This window comes from Marinomonas pontica (genome assembly GCF_036322735.1).
Classification (GTDB): Bacteria; Pseudomonadota; Gammaproteobacteria; order Pseudomonadales; family Marinomonadaceae; genus Marinomonas; species Marinomonas pontica.
Map to the genome: position 1 here is coordinate 390,411 of NZ_AP027271.1, position 16,523 is coordinate 406,933.

At 45.3% G+C, this 16,523-nt stretch carries 18 protein-coding genes; 12 read left to right on the forward strand and 6 right to left on the reverse strand.

Translation table 11 applies throughout. From position 1 onward, the window contains the following. Window positions 1-100: 100 nt before the first annotated feature. The gene (locus tag AABA11_RS01855) at window positions 101-1,120 is read left to right on the forward strand and encodes a response regulator (RefSeq protein WP_338264907.1); all 1,020 of its coding nucleotides are present in this window, start codon (window positions 101-103) and stop codon (window positions 1,118-1,120) included. Between the two features lie 4 nt (window positions 1,121-1,124). After that, complete coding sequence (locus AABA11_RS01860) at window positions 1,125-2,084, forward strand: sensor domain-containing diguanylate cyclase (RefSeq protein ID WP_338264909.1); 960 nt, start codon at window positions 1,125-1,127, stop codon at window positions 2,082-2,084. Between the two features lie 91 nt (window positions 2,085-2,175). On the opposite strand, the gene AABA11_RS01865 is transcribed toward AABA11_RS01860, so the two are convergent. Further along, window positions 2,176-2,643 carry an ATP-dependent zinc protease family protein gene (locus AABA11_RS01865; RefSeq protein WP_265728436.1) on the reverse strand — a complete coding sequence of 156 codons (468 nt, stop codon included), beginning with the start codon at window positions 2,641-2,643 and terminating at the stop codon, window positions 2,176-2,178. Between the two features lie 224 nt (window positions 2,644-2,867). Between AABA11_RS01865 and AABA11_RS01870 the strand changes: the two genes are divergently transcribed. Continuing rightward, the gene (locus AABA11_RS01870) at window positions 2,868-3,788 is read left to right on the forward strand and encodes a D-hexose-6-phosphate mutarotase (RefSeq protein ID WP_338264912.1); all 921 of its coding nucleotides are present in this window, start codon (window positions 2,868-2,870) and stop codon (window positions 3,786-3,788) included. Between the two features lie 90 nt (window positions 3,789-3,878). Here AABA11_RS01870 and AABA11_RS01875 read toward each other — a convergent pair whose 3' ends face one another. Next, window positions 3,879-4,655, reverse strand: a complete 777-nt coding sequence (locus tag AABA11_RS01875; RefSeq protein WP_265728438.1) for an exodeoxyribonuclease III — start codon at window positions 4,653-4,655, stop codon at window positions 3,879-3,881. A 118-nt stretch (window positions 4,656-4,773) separates the two neighbouring features. Between AABA11_RS01875 and pyrE the strand changes: the two genes are divergently transcribed. Continuing rightward, entirely contained in the window at window positions 4,774-5,421 is a 648-nt protein-coding gene (pyrE, locus tag AABA11_RS01880; protein ID WP_265728439.1) for an orotate phosphoribosyltransferase, read from the forward strand. 42 nt (window positions 5,422-5,463) lie between these two features. On the opposite strand, the gene slmA is transcribed toward pyrE, so the two are convergent. From slmA to coaBC, 4 genes are all read right to left on the reverse strand, one after another. After that, the gene (slmA, locus tag AABA11_RS01885; RefSeq protein WP_265728440.1) at window positions 5,464-6,057 is read right to left on the reverse strand and encodes a nucleoid occlusion factor SlmA; all 594 of its coding nucleotides are present in this window, start codon (window positions 6,055-6,057) and stop codon (window positions 5,464-5,466) included. Between the two features lie 62 nt (window positions 6,058-6,119). Beyond that, a complete protein-coding gene (argB, locus tag AABA11_RS01890) occupies window positions 6,120-7,028 on the reverse strand; it encodes an acetylglutamate kinase (protein ID WP_265728441.1) in 909 nt (302 codons plus the stop codon). Window positions 7,029-7,350: 322 nt separating this feature from the next. Next, the gene (gene dut, locus AABA11_RS01895) at window positions 7,351-7,809 is read right to left on the reverse strand and encodes a dUTP diphosphatase (protein WP_265728451.1); all 459 of its coding nucleotides are present in this window, start codon (window positions 7,807-7,809) and stop codon (window positions 7,351-7,353) included. A 25-nt stretch (window positions 7,810-7,834) separates the two neighbouring features. Further along, window positions 7,835-9,061 carry a bifunctional phosphopantothenoylcysteine decarboxylase/phosphopantothenate--cysteine ligase CoaBC gene (coaBC, locus tag AABA11_RS01900; RefSeq protein ID WP_338264917.1) on the reverse strand — a complete coding sequence of 409 codons (1,227 nt, stop codon included), beginning with the start codon at window positions 9,059-9,061 and terminating at the stop codon, window positions 7,835-7,837. 137 nt (window positions 9,062-9,198) lie between these two features. On the opposite strand from coaBC, the gene radC reads away from it, so the two are divergent. From radC to AABA11_RS01940, 8 genes are all read left to right on the forward strand, one after another. Beyond that, window positions 9,199-9,873 carry a RadC family protein gene (radC, locus tag AABA11_RS01905; protein ID WP_338264919.1) on the forward strand — a complete coding sequence of 225 codons (675 nt, stop codon included), beginning with the start codon at window positions 9,199-9,201 and terminating at the stop codon, window positions 9,871-9,873. A 269-nt stretch (window positions 9,874-10,142) separates the two neighbouring features. Beyond that, window positions 10,143-10,379, forward strand: coding sequence for a 50S ribosomal protein L28 (rpmB, locus tag AABA11_RS01910; protein ID WP_072838851.1), 237 nt, complete (start codon window positions 10,143-10,145; stop codon window positions 10,377-10,379). An 11-nt stretch (window positions 10,380-10,390) separates the two neighbouring features. Next, window positions 10,391-10,561, forward strand: a complete 171-nt coding sequence (rpmG, locus tag AABA11_RS01915) for a 50S ribosomal protein L33 (RefSeq protein WP_123096784.1) — start codon at window positions 10,391-10,393, stop codon at window positions 10,559-10,561. A 168-nt stretch (window positions 10,562-10,729) separates the two neighbouring features. Further along, window positions 10,730-11,548: a bifunctional DNA-formamidopyrimidine glycosylase/DNA-(apurinic or apyrimidinic site) lyase gene (gene mutM / locus AABA11_RS01920; protein WP_338264925.1), complete on the forward strand. Its 819-nt coding sequence runs from the start codon at window positions 10,730-10,732 to the stop codon at window positions 11,546-11,548. A gap of 248 nt (window positions 11,549-11,796) precedes the next feature. Continuing rightward, complete coding sequence (locus AABA11_RS01925; protein WP_265728444.1) at window positions 11,797-12,789, forward strand: BMP family lipoprotein; 993 nt, start codon at window positions 11,797-11,799, stop codon at window positions 12,787-12,789. A 93-nt stretch (window positions 12,790-12,882) separates the two neighbouring features. Continuing rightward, window positions 12,883-14,451, forward strand: coding sequence for an ABC transporter ATP-binding protein (locus tag AABA11_RS01930; RefSeq protein ID WP_338264927.1), 1,569 nt, complete (start codon window positions 12,883-12,885; stop codon window positions 14,449-14,451). Beyond that, window positions 14,448-15,545: an ABC transporter permease gene (locus tag AABA11_RS01935; RefSeq protein ID WP_265728446.1), complete on the forward strand. Its 1,098-nt coding sequence runs from the start codon at window positions 14,448-14,450 to the stop codon at window positions 15,543-15,545. Before AABA11_RS01930 ends, AABA11_RS01935 begins: the two co-directional genes overlap by 4 nt. 9 nt (window positions 15,546-15,554) lie before the next feature. Then, complete coding sequence (locus AABA11_RS01940) at window positions 15,555-16,523, forward strand: ABC transporter permease (RefSeq protein WP_265728447.1); 969 nt, start codon at window positions 15,555-15,557, stop codon at window positions 16,521-16,523.

Sequence of the window (16,523 nt, forward strand, 5' to 3'; positions counted from 1 at the left end):
TTAAGATTTAGAAAAAAGATCTGTCTGATATGATGGCTGTATTTTAGAAACATCATCTTTAGTGCCTTGGTAAACGGCGCTTTTTAAAAAGAGAGTAGTAATGAGTACACGGGTACTGATTTGTGATGATTCCAAAATTGCACGGAAGCAATTGGCGAGAGCTTTACCGACCGATTGGGCGGTAAGCGTCGAGTTTGCTGAGCATGGCCAAGAAGCATTGGATATGTTGGCGTCGACGACGTTTGATATCTTGTTTCTGGATTTGAATATGCCGGTAAAAGACGGCTATGAAACGTTAGAGGCATTGCAGGGTTATGCCGACGCGCCGGCCGTGATCGTTGTGTCTGGCGATGTGCAACCGCAAGCCATCCAGCGTGTCAAAAGCATGGGCGCGGTTGCCTTCCATAAAAAGCCTGCTTCTACGGAAGAATTGCGTCAGCTGTTGATTTCTCTCAAGTTGTTTACGGAAGGTGGCAGCGACAACCCCAATAATCAGTTGGCGAATACATTAACCGCTGCCGAGCAGTTCACGCTTAACGAATGCCTGCAAGAAGTCTCTAACGTGGCAATGGGTCGTGCTGCGAGCGTGTTGGCAAATATGCTGAATGTGTTCGTTAAGTTGCCGGTTCCAAAAGTGAATATTTTGGAAGTGGGTGAACTGCAAATGGCGTTGGATTACAGCATTAAGGAAGACAGCTGCTCTGCGGTTTCCCAAGGTTTTGTTGGGTCTGGTGTTGCGTTTGAAACCCTGTTGATTTTCAGTGACTCAAGCTTGCCAGATATGGCTAAGTTGCTGAGTGTTTTTGAAACGATTGACAGCGTGGTTGAGGTCGAGCTTCTGATGGACGTATCGTCCGTTTTGGTTGGGCCTTTTATTGATGCTTTTGGCAAACAATTGAATATCGACTTTAGTCACAGTCACCCTGTGCTTTTGGCTCGCCATGCGAAAGTGGCGGATTTGGTCAATGCGAAAAAAGCAAAATGGAAGCGCACGCTTGCCGTTGAAATTGTGTATGAGGTGGAGAACTATCAGATTAGCTGTGACTTAATGTTGCTGTTTACGGAAGATTCTGTCTCTGTACTTGAGAACTTGTTGTCTTATTTGGTTGAGGAAGAGTAGATACATGAGCGCCGCAGAAGACATGATGGAACTGCATTGGCTCTTCGATATGTTGCAACATATCGATGTGGGTTTGGTGGTACTTAATGAAAAATATGAAATTAAGCTGTGGAACAGCTTTATGGAAAACCACAGTGGTGTCAGCTCTTCTATCGCCAAAGAACGCTCTATGTTTGATGTTTTTCCAAGCATTAATAGCGAATGGCTCCAGCATAAATTGGACAATGTGATAGCTCTACGCACTCCTATTTTTGTGTCTTGGGAGCAGCGACCTCATCTTTTTCCTTTTAATAGCTACCGCCCGATAACGGGAATGGCTGAAAAGATGTATCAAAACGTTGCCTTGCGCCCTATTACCAGTGCCGATGGCACGGTCAAATTTGTATGTATGGTGGTTTACGATGTGACAGACGTTGCCACGAATAAAGAATCTCTGTCGAATGCCAATCGTAAATTGGATTACCTCAGTAAAACGGACCCGCTCACTGAACTGCACAATCGAGGTAGCTTGGATGGCACGTTACAAAGTACCTTTGAGCGTTATAAGCGTGAAGGTGGAAAGCACAGCTTGGTGATGACAGACATTGATTTTTTCAAAAAGGTTAATGACCAATACGGTCACCCGGCTGGGGATTTAGTGCTGAAAACCATTGCGAAAATATTGGGTGGTAGTATTCGTAAAACCGATTTTGTTGGGCGATACGGCGGCGAAGAGTTCGCTATTTTATTGCCTAATACGGATGCCGCCGGCGCGCTTTTCTTTTGTGAAACTGTGCGTAAGAAAATCGCGGAAACAAAAATCAAACTTCCAAATATGGACATTTCGGTGACCATGAGTTTCGGGATATCAGAGGTTAAGAAAACAGACCAGTCTAAGTCTGAATGGTTGAGCCGATCCGATGAAGCCTTGTACAAGGCCAAAGAAGGTGGTCGGAACCAATCTGTTGTGTCCTCTGCGACTTAGTTTTCTTCGCTTTTATGCATTTGGCCTAACTTAGCCATGTAAGAACTGTCAGTCATGTACATAGAGAACAACATGGCTGACAGCGTGACGTTTACATTGAATATAAGCCTATTAATGAGTCTTGCGCTCTGTCGCCTTGCAGGCAAAAGCATTCTGGGTCAATCAGCACGCGCCCATTCATGGCTTCTCTTCCTAGTAGCATTCGATAACCCATGGTGTCTCTGTTGGTCAAAGTGACTTCGACTTCCCATGTTTGTTCTCCAAGAGAAAGGGGAACCTTGATCACGGGACGCTTCTCTTTGTCGCCGCTTGAACTTTTGATGACACGCTGATCAATAAGGGGCGCTTCACAATGCACGGTGACTTTGCGATTCTTTTGTAAGGGATGAACATCAAAACGTACCCAATGCTCGTCATTACGAGTAAAGCGTTCAATATTGATTGCGTGTATGGAAGAGGTCTTTGCTCCTGAATCTACTCTGGCTTTGATAGCAGGAATGTTTAGCGTTGGGAACGCACACCACTCGTCACAACCTATGACTATTTTTTGTTCATTCATAAAATACAGCGCCTTTTGCAAAGAAAAATAGAGCACACGATAGAGAGTAACCATGGTCACTATGTTGTTGTGTTTTATAGCCTAAAAGTGGGTGTAGGTTAAGTTTTAATTGCTGTGCTGTTGGCTTATCTATTTTGTTGAATTGTTAGTATAAGTCCAAACTATTGTAATCGTGTTCGTTGAAGTTAATATGAGCGTATTAAAACACCTAAGTGGAGTAGTTGATGAATGGCCGACTGATGCAAGAGTTGGAAGAGTTGGGTGGAGAAATTCGTCCAGCGAGCTTTAAAAAATGCGATGAAATTGTGATTGAGCAACCGGGCTTTAGTGCGTCGATAGCGCTCTGGGGCGGGCATTTAGAAAGCTTTATTCCTGCTGGCCAAGAAGATCTTTTGTTCCAATCTGAGAACCAAGGCGGAGAAGGTCGATTTGGTCGCCGTCACTTTGGTGTGCCTGTCTGCTGGCCTTGGTTTGGTGCCAATTATGTGCATGATGATTACCCTGCTCATGGGCTGGCACGCTATTTTCGTTGGGATTTTATTGAAGCGGGTCGCTTCAAAAATGGCGATGTGAAAATTGTGATTCGCTTGGCATCGGAAGATCATCCTCTGATTGAGGAAATGTGGCCACATGCATTTGAGCTTCGGCAAGTGTTTCGTTTTTCCAGTAAGGGCTTTAGAGTGAATTTTTCGGCGGCGAATTTGTCTGATCAGCCCATGCCGGTCAGTGAAGCCTTGCACACGTATTTTAATGTATCCGACAATCAAACCACAGAGGTACATGGACTAGATCAAGTGACGTATGTGGATAAATTTGATAACGGTAGCCGCCAATTACAAAACGGCCCAGTGACGCCATGTGATCATATGGATCGAGTCTATCTGTCGGCCCCAGAAGTGTGTGAAATTCATGACGTAGGTTTGCAACGACGTCTGGTGATTAGCACCGAAGGCAGCAACAGCACAGTGTTGTGGAATCCGGGCGCAGAGCTGGCTAAACAGCGAGCTGACATGGAAGACGATGATTATCGTCGTTTTGTGTGTGTTGAGGCGGCGAATGCACTGACAGACGAATACGACATTCCACCTGGTGGTATCCACCAACTTAAGCTTAAGGTGAAGCACAAGCCTTTGGTGGACAAGTGATGGTGTATTAACAGCGACAGTGCGAAATGAGATAAAAAAAAGCCCGCAGATTCAATCTACTGGCTTTTTTTATACGTCAAAGATCAACACTTAATCAATATTGTATTCCATGATAAGTGGAGCGTGATCTGAAAAACGTTGGCCCTTGTAGATAGTGCCGCCTTGAATGAGGTTTTTGATCCCAGGTGTGGCGATTTGATAGTCTAGTCGACCACCTTCGTCCAGTTTCCAAGCGCGCTCGTAATCCGGCCACCATGTGTACTGTTTGTCTTGCTTGTTTACCTGGCGGAAAGCATCAATGTATTCCATTTCATTGAAGATCTCGTTAATCCATTTGCGTTCTTCAGGTAAGAAGCCTGAGTTACGCTGATTTACGAACCAGCTGCTTACATCAATCGGTGAACGTGCCACATTGGCTGTGCCACAAAAAATAAACTCGCGACGCTTACGGCGCGTTTTAATGAGGTGGTTTTTAAAGCCTTCCATAAAACGATATTTGTGTTCCTGCAGGGCTTCTTCATGATTCGAGCCGTGAGGCGTTAAGAAAGCACCAATGCTGACTTTATCAAAGTCTGCTTGAATAAAGCGTCCTTCAAAGTCGCATTCTGGAAACCCCATGCCAGTCATAATTGCTTTGGGCATGGTTTTACAATAAATGGCGACCCCTGCTTGCTCAGGATTTTCCATAGAGTCAAAGAAGTACGTATTGAACTCTGGTGGAAAGAAAACGCTGTCATTTAGACTGCGCTCGTCTGCTTGTATATCTTGTAGACATACAACATCCGGGTTCTGACGAACCATCCATTCGAAAAAGCCGCGGTCTGCTGCTTGTCTTATACCGTTTACATTAAGGCTGATGACCTTCATTTCTGGTCCCTACAATTCCTAGCCGTGTGTTATATTAGCGCCTATCCAATGTTGGCATGGCTTCGCTCGATCTTGGCGGCGCTTTGTTGTGTGTTATTTTTATCTTTCTGGAGTTGGCATGAAACCTTACCAAAGAGACTTTATCGAATTCGCTATCGAGCAAAATGTGCTACGTTTTGGCGAATTCACGCTTAAATCAGGACGCGTAAGTCCTTACTTCTTTAATGCTGGCCTATTTAGCTCAGGCCAAGCGTTAGCAAAGTTAGGACGCTTTTACGCCACCTCATTAATGGAAGCAAATGTTCCATTTGATGTTCTATTCGGCCCAGCCTATAAAGGCATACCGTTAGCAACAACAACGGCTGTTGCTCTGTATGATCATCATAATGTAGACACACCATACGTTTTCAACCGTAAAGAAGCAAAAACTCACGGTGAAGGCGGCTCCCTTGTTGGCGCTCCGCTTGCTGGCAATGTCATGATTATTGATGACGTTATTACCGCTGGTACAGCCATTCGTGAAGTCATGGCGATCATTAAAGACGCCAATGCGGTTCCTGCTGGTGTACTTATCGCCTTGGATCGTCAAGAACGAGGCCAAGGTGAATTATCTGCCATTCAAGAAGTCGAAAGAGACTTTGGAATGCCAGTGATCAGTATCGTTTCTCTAAACGACATCATGACGTATTTGGCAGAACAGGATTCTCCTGAATTTGCGAAACATCTTGATGCGGTTAAAGCTTATCGTCTTCAGTACGGTATCTGATGCCAATACCAAACGCTAAGTTTTGGGGTATTACCTCAAACCTTAGCGGTTTAGCATCAAGTTTTGTGCCAATACTGACCATTGTTCTTGCCAAATTTCCATTGGCTTCACTTTAAATTCACTGCGCACGTAGTGGCGAATTTTTCCTTCAATGACAGCAATTAAAAAATTTGCACACGGTGCGACGCCCATCGCTGGTCGTAAGCCCTGTTTTAAATCCGCTTCACGAATGATTTGTTTTAACTGGGTTTCAATGCGGTCAAATACTTGTGCAATACGTACGCGCAGTCGCTCTGTTTCGCCAGCTAAGGCATCAGCCGTTAATAAACGACACATGCCAGGGTTTTGTTCAGCAAAGCCAAGAATCAATGTCATGATCACTTCTATTCGAGCGACCACGTTGCTTTCTTCTTGGATGATTCGGTTGATTCGAGTAAATAAACTTTCTTCAATGAATTCAATTAGGCCTTCAAACATTTTTGCTTTGCTAGGAAAATGACGATACAAAGCCGCTTCCGATACTCCAACTTGCTTTGCCAGAGCCGACGTCGTGATACGTGCTCCAGGGCTGCTCTCTAGCATTTGTGCTAAAGATTGCAATATTTGAGTGCGGCGATCGTTTTTCTTATTGCTCATGTGTTGAGTCCACTGTTTTTGCTTGTGTTATTTATTGCTTATTCTAATGACCAATAATGCAGTTATTCGCCCGCTTTGGTATTGGTGATCAGTGTTCCAACACCCGTATCAGTAAAAATCTCTAGTAGGGTGGCGTGAGGTACACGGCCATCAATAATGTGTGCGCTGGTCACGCCTGAGTTTACCGCTGACAAGGCACAGCTGATTTTTGGCAACATGCCGCCGTAAATAGTGCCGTCAGCAATCAAGGCGTCAACTTGTGCCGTGCTCAGTCCAGTAAGAACCTTGCCTTGTTTGTCTTGAACGCCAGAAATATTGGTCAGCAACATCAGCTTTTCAGCACCAACGGCTTCCGCCACCTTGCCCGCTACCAAGTCAGCGTTGATGTTGTAAGAGTTACCTTGATCGTCCACACCAATAGGTGCAATAACCGGGATTAGATCGCTGTTCTCAAACAGTTTTAGGAAGCTGGTGTCCACACTGGCCACTTCGCCAACATGACCAATATCCACTTGCTCTGGTGTGCTCATGCCTTCAGCTTGGTGTTTCACAAACAATTTTTTAGCCTTGATGAAACGACTGTCTTTGCCTGTAATACCGATGGCTTTACCGCCAGCTTCACAAATTAGATTAACAATTTCTTTGTTTACTTGTCCGCCAAGCACCATTTCAACCACATCCATTGTGGCGGTATCCGTAACACGCATGCCGTTGATGAATTTGGATTCGATATTGAGTTTAGCCAATAAATCGCCAATTTGAGGTCCACCACCGTGAACAACAATAGGGTTGATGCCAATGGCTTTCATTAAAACGATATCTCGTGCGAACCCAGCTTGTAGGGTTTCGTCAGTCATAGCATTGCCGCCGTATTTAATTACCAGCGTTTTTCCAGCAAAGCGTTGAATATAAGGAAGCGATTCGCTTAATACCTTAGCAACATCTAAAGCAGACTCACGAGAAAAGGCCACGGCTTATGTACTCCTGTAAACAAAAAAATGGATCGCGACAAAAAATATACGGTCTTGATACGTGCACGATTTTATCAAGCCTAATGTTAGTGATTCACTGTGGCAAAACGATGACAGATAAGGCTGGCAACGAGTGTAAGCAACCACTTAGGTTTGAAATAATAGCGTGATATTAGAGGATTAACTATAGAAATTTATATGAAACGGGCAAACTTTAGACTTATGAAAGTTAATATCGTTTGACTCAGAAAAGAAGGATGAGCGAATGCCGTAACGAGAAGAAAAAAGGTGAAATATTCTCACCTTTTCTCTGTGTTTGAGGCTATTTTGTGCCAGTGTGACCAAAGCCTCCTTCGCCGCGTTCGGTGCTTTCGAATTCTGAAACAATGTTAAATTCAGCCTGAATAACAGGCAATAAAACCAATTGGGCAACCCGTTCGCCTGGTTCAATCGTGAAAGTAGTATTACCACGGTTCCAGCATGAGACCATGAGTTCACCTTGGTAGTCGGAATCGATTAAACCGACAAGGTTCCCTAAAACGATGCCGTGTTTATGGCCTAACCCAGAGCGCGGTAAAATAGTCGCGGCCAAATTTGGGTCTTGGATATAAATAGACAAACCAGTTGGAAGCAGCGTGGTGTCGCCCGGTGCAAGGTCGATGGCCTGATCAAGGCATGCGCGCAGATCTAAACCAGCTGAGCCTTCGGTTGCGTAGCTTGGTAGTGGAATCTCTTTACCGATTTTGTCGCTAAGGATTTTTAATTGAATGGCGTGTTTCATGGTTAACTTCTCTTTTTTGCTGAATTCAGTGACGGCGTGATACGGCGTGTTGGTGGATGCATTCGACCAATTGGATAGCGAGCTCATGTTTTGCGGCTTTATCTGGCGACCAAATCGACTCTTTCGTAATAACCGTGACTTGGTTTTCGTCTTGATTGAAGCCAATGTCGGAACGAGATACGTCATTGGCAATAATCATATCCAAGCCTTTTCGCGCCAATTTGCCTTTCGCGTATTCCATGACATTTTGTGTTTCCGCAGCGAAACCAATGATAATTTTTGCGCGTTTCTGCTCGGCCAGTGTGGCAATGATGTCTGGGTTTTTAACTAACGTCAGAGTAACTTCATCCGTATCAGACTGTTTTTTCATTTTCTGATCGTTGGCGGTTTTCATTTTAAAGTCGGCAACCGCTGCCGCGCCAATAAACACATCCGCAGGTGTTGCCATGCTTTGCTGGCACGCGGCAAGCATGTCATCCGCGCTTTTCACCGCAATCATATTTGCGCCTGCTGGTGCCGTTATTTGTACGGGGCCGCTGATTAACGTGACGGTCGCACCGCGAGCCATCGCCGCAGAGGCGAGCGCATAGCCCATTTTTCCTGAACTGTGATTGCTGATGTAGCGCACAGGGTCAATGGCTTCCATGGTGGGGCCTGCGGTAATGACCCAGTGTTGTCCTGTTAAATCTTGCTTAATAAGACAGCGATCGAAGTGAGCGGCAATGGCATTGAAAATATCGCCCGGTTCGCTCATGCGGCCAGGGCCAATATCGCCACAGGCTTGTGCTCCATCGGCAGGCCCAATGCTTAATGCGCCTCGTTCGGCCAGTAATTTTGCATTGGCTTGTGTTGCAGGATGACGCCACATGGCTTGATTCATCGCAGGTGCCAGCAAAACAGGGGATTCCGTGGCCAAACATAATGTGCTTAGTAGGTCGTTTGCCATGCCTTGAGCGTATCGTGCCATAAAGTCGGCAGAGGCTGGAGCGATCACAATTAAATCTGCCCATTTCGCTAATTCTATGTGTCCCATGCCCGCTTCGGCATTTGGGTCTAATAAGGTACTGCGTACAGGATGGCCAGAAATCGCTTGTAGTGTCATCTCAGTGACAAAAGCTTTTGCACCTTCTGTTAAAACGATCTGAACCTCAGCACCTACCTTGGTTAATAAACGAATTAACTCGATGCTTTTATAAGCAGCGATGCCGCCAGTAATGCCTAATAGAATGCGTTTTTGAACGAGATTTGACATAAAAAACTTCTCAATTCGATCTGTGATAGATAAGGTTAGCAAATAAGGCAGGAAGCCTTTTGCGGTTGTTGTTACATCGCCGCTTTTATTTGCTTGTCTAAATTAAAGCAAGATTATCATGTATCAAGGAGTAGATCATGAGTATTAAACATTGGCCGGAGCAGGAAAGGCCGCGTGAGAAACTGATTCATCAGGGCGCGAGCGCATTGAGTGATTCGGAATTGTTGGCTATTTTTTTGCGCACAGGCACTCAGGGTATTAGTGCCGTCGATCTGGCTCGTCAAGTTTTGTCCCAATTCGGTGGATTGCGAGCGTTGATGTCGGCCAGTCGTGAAGAATTTTGCCAAGGCTTTGGTCTTGGTGATGCTAAATACACCCAGCTGCAAGCGGTGCTGGAAATGTCCAAGCGCCATCTGCAAGAGCAGCTAATGCGCGAAACGGTATTCACCAGCGCGGAACATGTCAGAACCTATCTTTCTTCCCAACTGCGTCATTCTCCGCGAGAAGTGTTCGCGGTGCTTTTCTTAGATACTCAGCACCGGTTGATCCGCTACCAAGAACTTTTTATGGGCACCATTGATGCCGCTGCCGTGTATCCGCGTGAAGTCGTTAAAGCGGCTTTGCAATATAACGCCGCGGCGGTGATTCTCGCTCATAATCACCCCAGTGGTGTTGCAGAGCCAAGCCAAGCGGATATCAGTATTACCGATAAAATCAAACGAGCGTTGGATCTTGTCGATGTGCGATTGCTCGACCACTTTGTGGTGGGTGATGGCTCGCCTGTGTCGTTAGCAGAGAGAGGATTGATGTAAGTTGCTTTTGGGAAAAGCATAGTGATGTTCCGAATGAGGTAGGCGCGAGTTTCGATAAGGAACATCACTGTGTTTTTCTTTGAGATTCTTGTTTGAGTGCTGGTTGATCATTTTTTTAACAAAAGAATTGCTCAATAGGTGTGGTTATGGGAAAATGCGCGCCGCTATATCCTCGGTATGGGATTTTTTTGATTCATAAGGAATCATGCTCCGCCTGAGGAAGTGAAACACTTCCAATAATCTTTCTGGATAGCAAAAGGTATTTAATTATGTCTCGCGTATGTCAAGTTACTGGGAAACGTCCTGTTACAGGTAATAACGTTTCTCACTCAAAACGCCGCACTAAGCGTCGTTTTCTTCCTAACCTTCATTGGCACCGTTTTTGGGTCGAAGGTGAAAACCGTTACATCCGTTTACGTGTATCTTCTAAAGGTATGCGTATTATCGATAAAAAGGGCATTGAGACAGTTCTTGTTGAAATGCGCGCTAACGGCGAAAAAGTATAAGGATCTGAATCATGGCTTCTAAAGGCGCTCGCGATCTAATTCGCATGGTATCTTCTGCTGGTACTGGTCACTTCTACACAACTGACAAGAACAAGCGAAATACTCCTGACAAACTTGAAATGAAAAAGTTTGATCCAGTTGTACGTCAACACGTAATGTACAAAGAAGCGAAAATTAAATAATTTTCGATTTTTGTCAAAAGGAACCGACTCATTGAGTCGGTTTTTTTTTATCTAGCATATAGTAGTAGAAGCTTTTTGTTCGTTTGGTCAAAATTGCTTGTATTACATGACGCAGAATCCCATGAGGTGGTGAGATGATCCTATTTGAGGTTTTACTGGAGATTGCTTATGCCTGAATTACCCGAAGTAGAAACCACATTGCGTGGCATCGAAACCAAGTTAGTCGGACGTTCTCTTGCTAGTGTGGACATTCGTCAGCCAAAGTTACGTTGGTTGATCACGCCGGAACTAAGTTCAGACATGGTCGGCGAGGAAATTACACACTTGTCTCGTCGTGGTAAATACATTGGTATTCACACGTCAAAAGGCACCTTGATTGTGCATTTGGGCATGTCTGGTAGTTTGTACTTTGTGCCTGCTGAGACACCGCCGCTGTTTCATGATCATGTGGATTTTTGTTTTGCCGATGAGGATGTGTGGCTGCGATATACAGACCCACGTCGTTTCGGTGCGATTTTGTGGACGACTGACGATTGGCATGAACATGAACTGATTAAGCATTTAGGTCCTGAACCACTGTCTGAGCTTTTTAATGGTGACATGCTGTACGCAAGAGCGAAGGGGCGCAAAGTGCCCATTAAGACCTTTATCATGGACAGTAAGGTGGTTGTGGGTGTTGGGAATATTTATGCCAATGAAGCGCTTTTTAAAGCTGGGATTCGTCCAGATCGTTTGGCCGGCAAGATCAGTAAGGTGCGCATGACACGGTTGGTTGAGTGCATTAAAGTGGTGCTTTCAGCTGCCATTAAACAGGGCGGAACCACGTTAAAAGACTTTGTCGGTGGCGATGGAAAGCCGGGGTATTTCAAGCAAGAATTAGCGGTATACGGGCGTGCTGACAAACCTTGCGTGGTTTGTGGTGCGGCATTAAAAGAAATTCGTCAGGCACAGCGCAGTACGGTTTTTTGCTCAAACTGCCAATCTTGACCCTGTGTTTATGTCCGCTGTGAATGGCGGCATAAGAATTGCTGTCTATAATAGTCGGTAACACAGATAGTTAGAAAAGTGTTTTCTGGATTGGCTTTTTACTATATACGTAAGAATATTGCTCAAAATGTGCATATTGCGTTGCGGTATTTTGCTATTCGGTTTATTTTTGACCAGTTAGGCAAGATTTACATTGTGCCTAGATTAAATTATGCCTAGAACATATTACACAAATAAGAGGAATTGGAATGAAAGCTGTCTTTCTTGCGTCTGTCACGGCGTTGGCTATCTCATCAAGTATGGCTCACGCGGCATCAGAACCTGCTGTTGTTTACGATCAAGCGGGTAAATTCGATAAATCGTTTAACGAAGGTGTTTACAACGGCGTTAAAAAATACACGGCTGAAAGCGGTGTTCAGGTTCGCGAATTTGAACCTAAAAACGAAGCGCAAGTAGAGCAAGGCCTACGCCGTTTAGCAAAACGTGGTTATTCTCCAATTGTTACTGTTGGCTTTAACATGACGTCTGCTGTTGAGAAAGTTGCGAAAGATTTCCCAGAAATCAATTTCACTATTATTGATGGCGTGATCGACCTTCCAAACGTTCAGTCCGTTGTTTTTAAAGAGCATGAAGGTTCTTTCCTTGTTGGTGCTTTGGCTGCAATGGCGTCCAAAACCAATACTGTAAGCTTTGTTGGCGGCATGGATATTCCTCTTATTCGTAAGTTTGCTTGTGGCTACGAGCAAGGTGTGAAATATCAATCTCCTAATGCCACTGTTTTTCAAAACATGACAGGTTCTACTGGTGCGGCGTTTAATGATCCAACAAAAGGATCTGAGCTTGCGAAGAGCCAGTTCTCTAAAGGGTCTGACGTTGTATTTGCTGCCGCTGGCGGTACTGGTATTGGTGTTTATCAAGCCGCAAAAGACGAAGGCAAATTGGCGATCGGTGTTGACTCAAACCAAAACCATATTCAACCTGGCACTATGTTAACGTCCATGGTTAAACGTGTGGATGAAGCCGCGTTTAAGACCTATTCTGATTCTGCTGCAGGTACCTGGAAGCCAGGCTTAGTGGTATTGGGTCTTGCTGAAGATGGTGTTGATTGGGCGCTAGACGACAATAATGCCAAGCTAATCACGGCTGATATGAAAGCGAAGATCAATGATATTCGTTCTAAAATTATCAGTGGTGACATCAAAGTTCACGATTACATGTCTGACAATACATGTAACTACTAAGCTGTCGATGAAAACAGTTACTTACTTTTGGTAGGTAACTGTTTTTTTTGCTCTAGTGTGTTCCGTTTTTAAGCAGATGAATTATTTTTAGTTATGACGAATAAAACAATGCCATACGCAATTGAATTGCGAGACATCAGTAAACGTTTTGGTGCCGTTCAGGCCAACAAAGACATTTGCTTACAAGTCCCAGCCGGTACAGTTCACGGAATTATCGGTGAAAACGGGGCAGGAAAATCCACCTTGATGAGTATCATTTATGGCTTTTATGAAGCCGATACTGGCCATATTGAGGTTGACGGTAAGCAGGTTGATATTCGCAGTTCTCAAGATGCTATAAATGCTGGTATTGGCATGGTGCACCAGCATTTTATGTTGGTGGAAAATTTTAGTGTGCTTGAAAACGTTATTTTGGGCGCAGAAGGTGGAGCGTTACTGAAAAACGGCATCGATACTGCGCGAATCGAATTACAACGTCTTGCTCACGAATACAGTTTGGATATCGATGTAGACGCTATTGTCGAAGATTTGCCAGTCGGATTACAGCAGCGAGTCGAGATTTTAAAAGCGCTTTACCGTGGCGCCCGTATTCTTATTTTGGATGAGCCTACAGGGGTTTTAACACCACAAGAGGCGGATCATCTTTTTCGTATCCTGAAAGCCTTGAAAGATCAGGGCGTGACCGTTCTATTAATCACCCATAAATTGCGCGAAATTATGGCTTCCACGGACAATGTGTCAGTGATGCGCCAAGGCGAAATGGTGGCCCACCGTGAGACAGCACAGACCAGTAAAGAAGAGCTGGCTGAACTGATGGTGGGTAAAAAAGTCCGTCTTACTGTTGATAAAGACGAAGCTCAGCCGAGTGAGGTTTTATTGTCTGCGCAGAACCTTTCTCAGTTTGATAGTCAGGGCGTGAAACGCTTAAAAAATGTCAGTTTAGAATTACGTGCTGGTGAAATTTTAGGCATTGCTGGGGTGTCTGGTAATGGTCAAAGTGAATTATTGAATGTGTTGTCTGGCATCGTTCCTATGGACGAAGGCGAGATCCATTTTGCAGGTCAAGTCATGACCGCAAAAGCCCCAAAAGATGCTGCGCAGATGCGAGACCTTAAGATGGCTCACGTACCAGAAGACCGCCATAAAATGGGGTTGGTGACGGGTTTTGAAGCGTATGAAGCCGCGGTGTTGGGCTACCACAATTCGCCTGCGTATAACGGCAAAATCCTTATGGACCGTAAGGCTATGCTGGATGAGTGTAATGAACGTATGGCGGCGTGGGACGTTCGTCCACCCAATCCACATTTAAAAACCGCTAACTTTTCCGGTGGTAATCAGCAAAAAATTGTTATTGCCCGTGAAGTAGAACAGAACCCAGATGTTTTGTTGATTGGTCAGCCGACCCGCGGTGTGGATATTGGCGCGATTGAAAATATTCACGAGCAAATTGTTAAATTAAGAGACGCTGGCAAAGCTATTTTGTTGGTATCCGTAGAACTGGATGAAATTATGGCACTGAGTGATCGCATCATTGTGATGTTTGATGGTGCGGTCGTTGGTGAGCTTGATGCGAAAGACGCAGACGAACGCACCCTTGGCTTGATGATGGCTAACGCCTATAACGAAGAACAAGGCGAAGAGCAAGAAGGGGTATCTGCATGAGTCAGGCGAAAGTTCCAGCTTGGGTAAATATTGCACTTATCCCAGTACTGAATATTTTATTGGCCTTTTTAGTATCTGGATTGGTGATTCTGGCTATTGGTGAAAATCCAATCGAAGCGGCTGGCTATCTGATCTATGGTGCTTTTGGTTACGACGAAGGCATTGGCTATACGCTGTATTACGCCACGAACCTGATTTTTACCGGTTTGGCAGTGTCGGTTGCATTTAAAGGTGGGTTGTTCAACATCGGTGGTGAAGGGCAAGCGTACATTGGTGGTTTGGGTGTGGGTTTGATCTGTTTATCGCTTGATCACACTATGCCGTTTTATGTGATTGCGCCATTGGCGGTGATAGGCGCTGCTGTGTTTGGCGCTGCATGGGGTTACATTCCCGCGTACTTGCAAGCGCGTCGTGGTAGTCACATTGTTATTACCACCATCATGTTTAACTTTATTGCGTCGTCTTTGATGGTTTACTTGATTGTGAATTGGCTAAAAGAAGATGGCCGCATGGCACCTAATAGCCGAACGTTTGAAGAAAACGCGTGGTTGCCTTACTTACATGAAATCTTTTCCCCATTAGGGATTGAGATTGGTGATTCTCCACTGAACTTGGCTTTTGTGTGGGCATTGTTGTGCTGTGTCTTTGTGTGGGGATTGATTTGGCATACTCGCTGGGGTTACCAGCTGCGTACATTGGGAACCAATCCAACGGCCGCGCGTTATGCAGGTATTGATACGGCAAAAGTGACGATCTGGGCAATGTTGATTTCGGGTGGTTTGGCTGGTTTTGTCGGTCTGAATGAAATCATGGGTGTTAACCATAACTTGCTGCTTAATTTCACTGCTGGTTATGGTTTTGCGGGGATTGCGGTGTCGTTGATGGGGCGCAATCATCCTATTGGTATTATTTTGGCTGCGGTTTTGTTTGGTGCCCTGTATCAAGGTGGTGCGGAACTGGCTTTTGAGATTCCAACCATCACACCTGAAATTGTGGTAGTGATTCAAGGTTTGGTTATTTTGTTCTCTGGTGCGCTTGAACACATGTTCAAAGACCGTATCGAAGGCTTTTTTATTCGCAGAGCGGTCGCGTAGGAGAAGAATATGTTTGAAACATTAATATTGATGCTAGACGCGACCATGCGTGTATCGACACCGCTTATCTTTGCGGCGTTAGCTGGCTTGTATTCTGAGCGTGCAGGCATTGTAGATATTGGTTTAGAAGGTAAAATTTTGGGCAGTGCGTTTGCGGCTGCAGCGGGGGCCGCGGTGTTTGGCTCTGCGTGGATTGGTCTTTGCTTTGGGATTATGGCGTCGGTGTCGTTGGCGATGATTCACGGTTTTGCGTGTATTACGCATCGCGGTGACCACATCGTTTCGGGTGTGGCGATTAATACCATTGTGGCTGGTCTTACGGTTACTTTGTCGATGGATTGGTTTGGCATGGGCGGTCAAACGCCGGCTTTGACGGGGGATGCGCGCTTCTTAGATATCACCTTTCCTTTTGCTGATGCATTAGAAAGTGTGCCAGTGATAGGGTCGATCTATTCGAATTTACTGAGCGGTCACAATATTCTAGTGTACTTGGCGTTCGCGATGGTTCCTGTGACGTATTGGGTGATTTACAAAACGCGCTTTGGCTTGCGTCTTCGCGCGGTGGGGGAAAACCCACATGCTGTAGATACTGCGGGTATTTCGGTGGCGTTTATCCGCTACCGAGCTCTCATTGTGTGTGGCATCTTATGTGGTCTTGCGGGGGCGTATTTGTCGACTGCGCACAATGCAGGATTTTTGAAAGACATGAGCGCGGGCAAGGGCTATATGGCGCTGGCTGCACTGATTTTTGGTAAGTGGCGCCCAGTGCCAGTCTTATTAGCGTGTTTGCTGTTTGGTTTCTTGGACGCCGTTGCTGTGCGTATGCAGGGCGTTGAGATTCCTGGGATTGGTGAAGTGCCTGTGCAGGCGATCGAAGTGTTGCCGTATGTGCTGACGGTTCTGTTGCTTGCTGGCTTCATTGGCAAAGCCGTTGGACCAAAAGCCGTAGGCCGACCCTATGTGAAAGAGCGAGCCTAG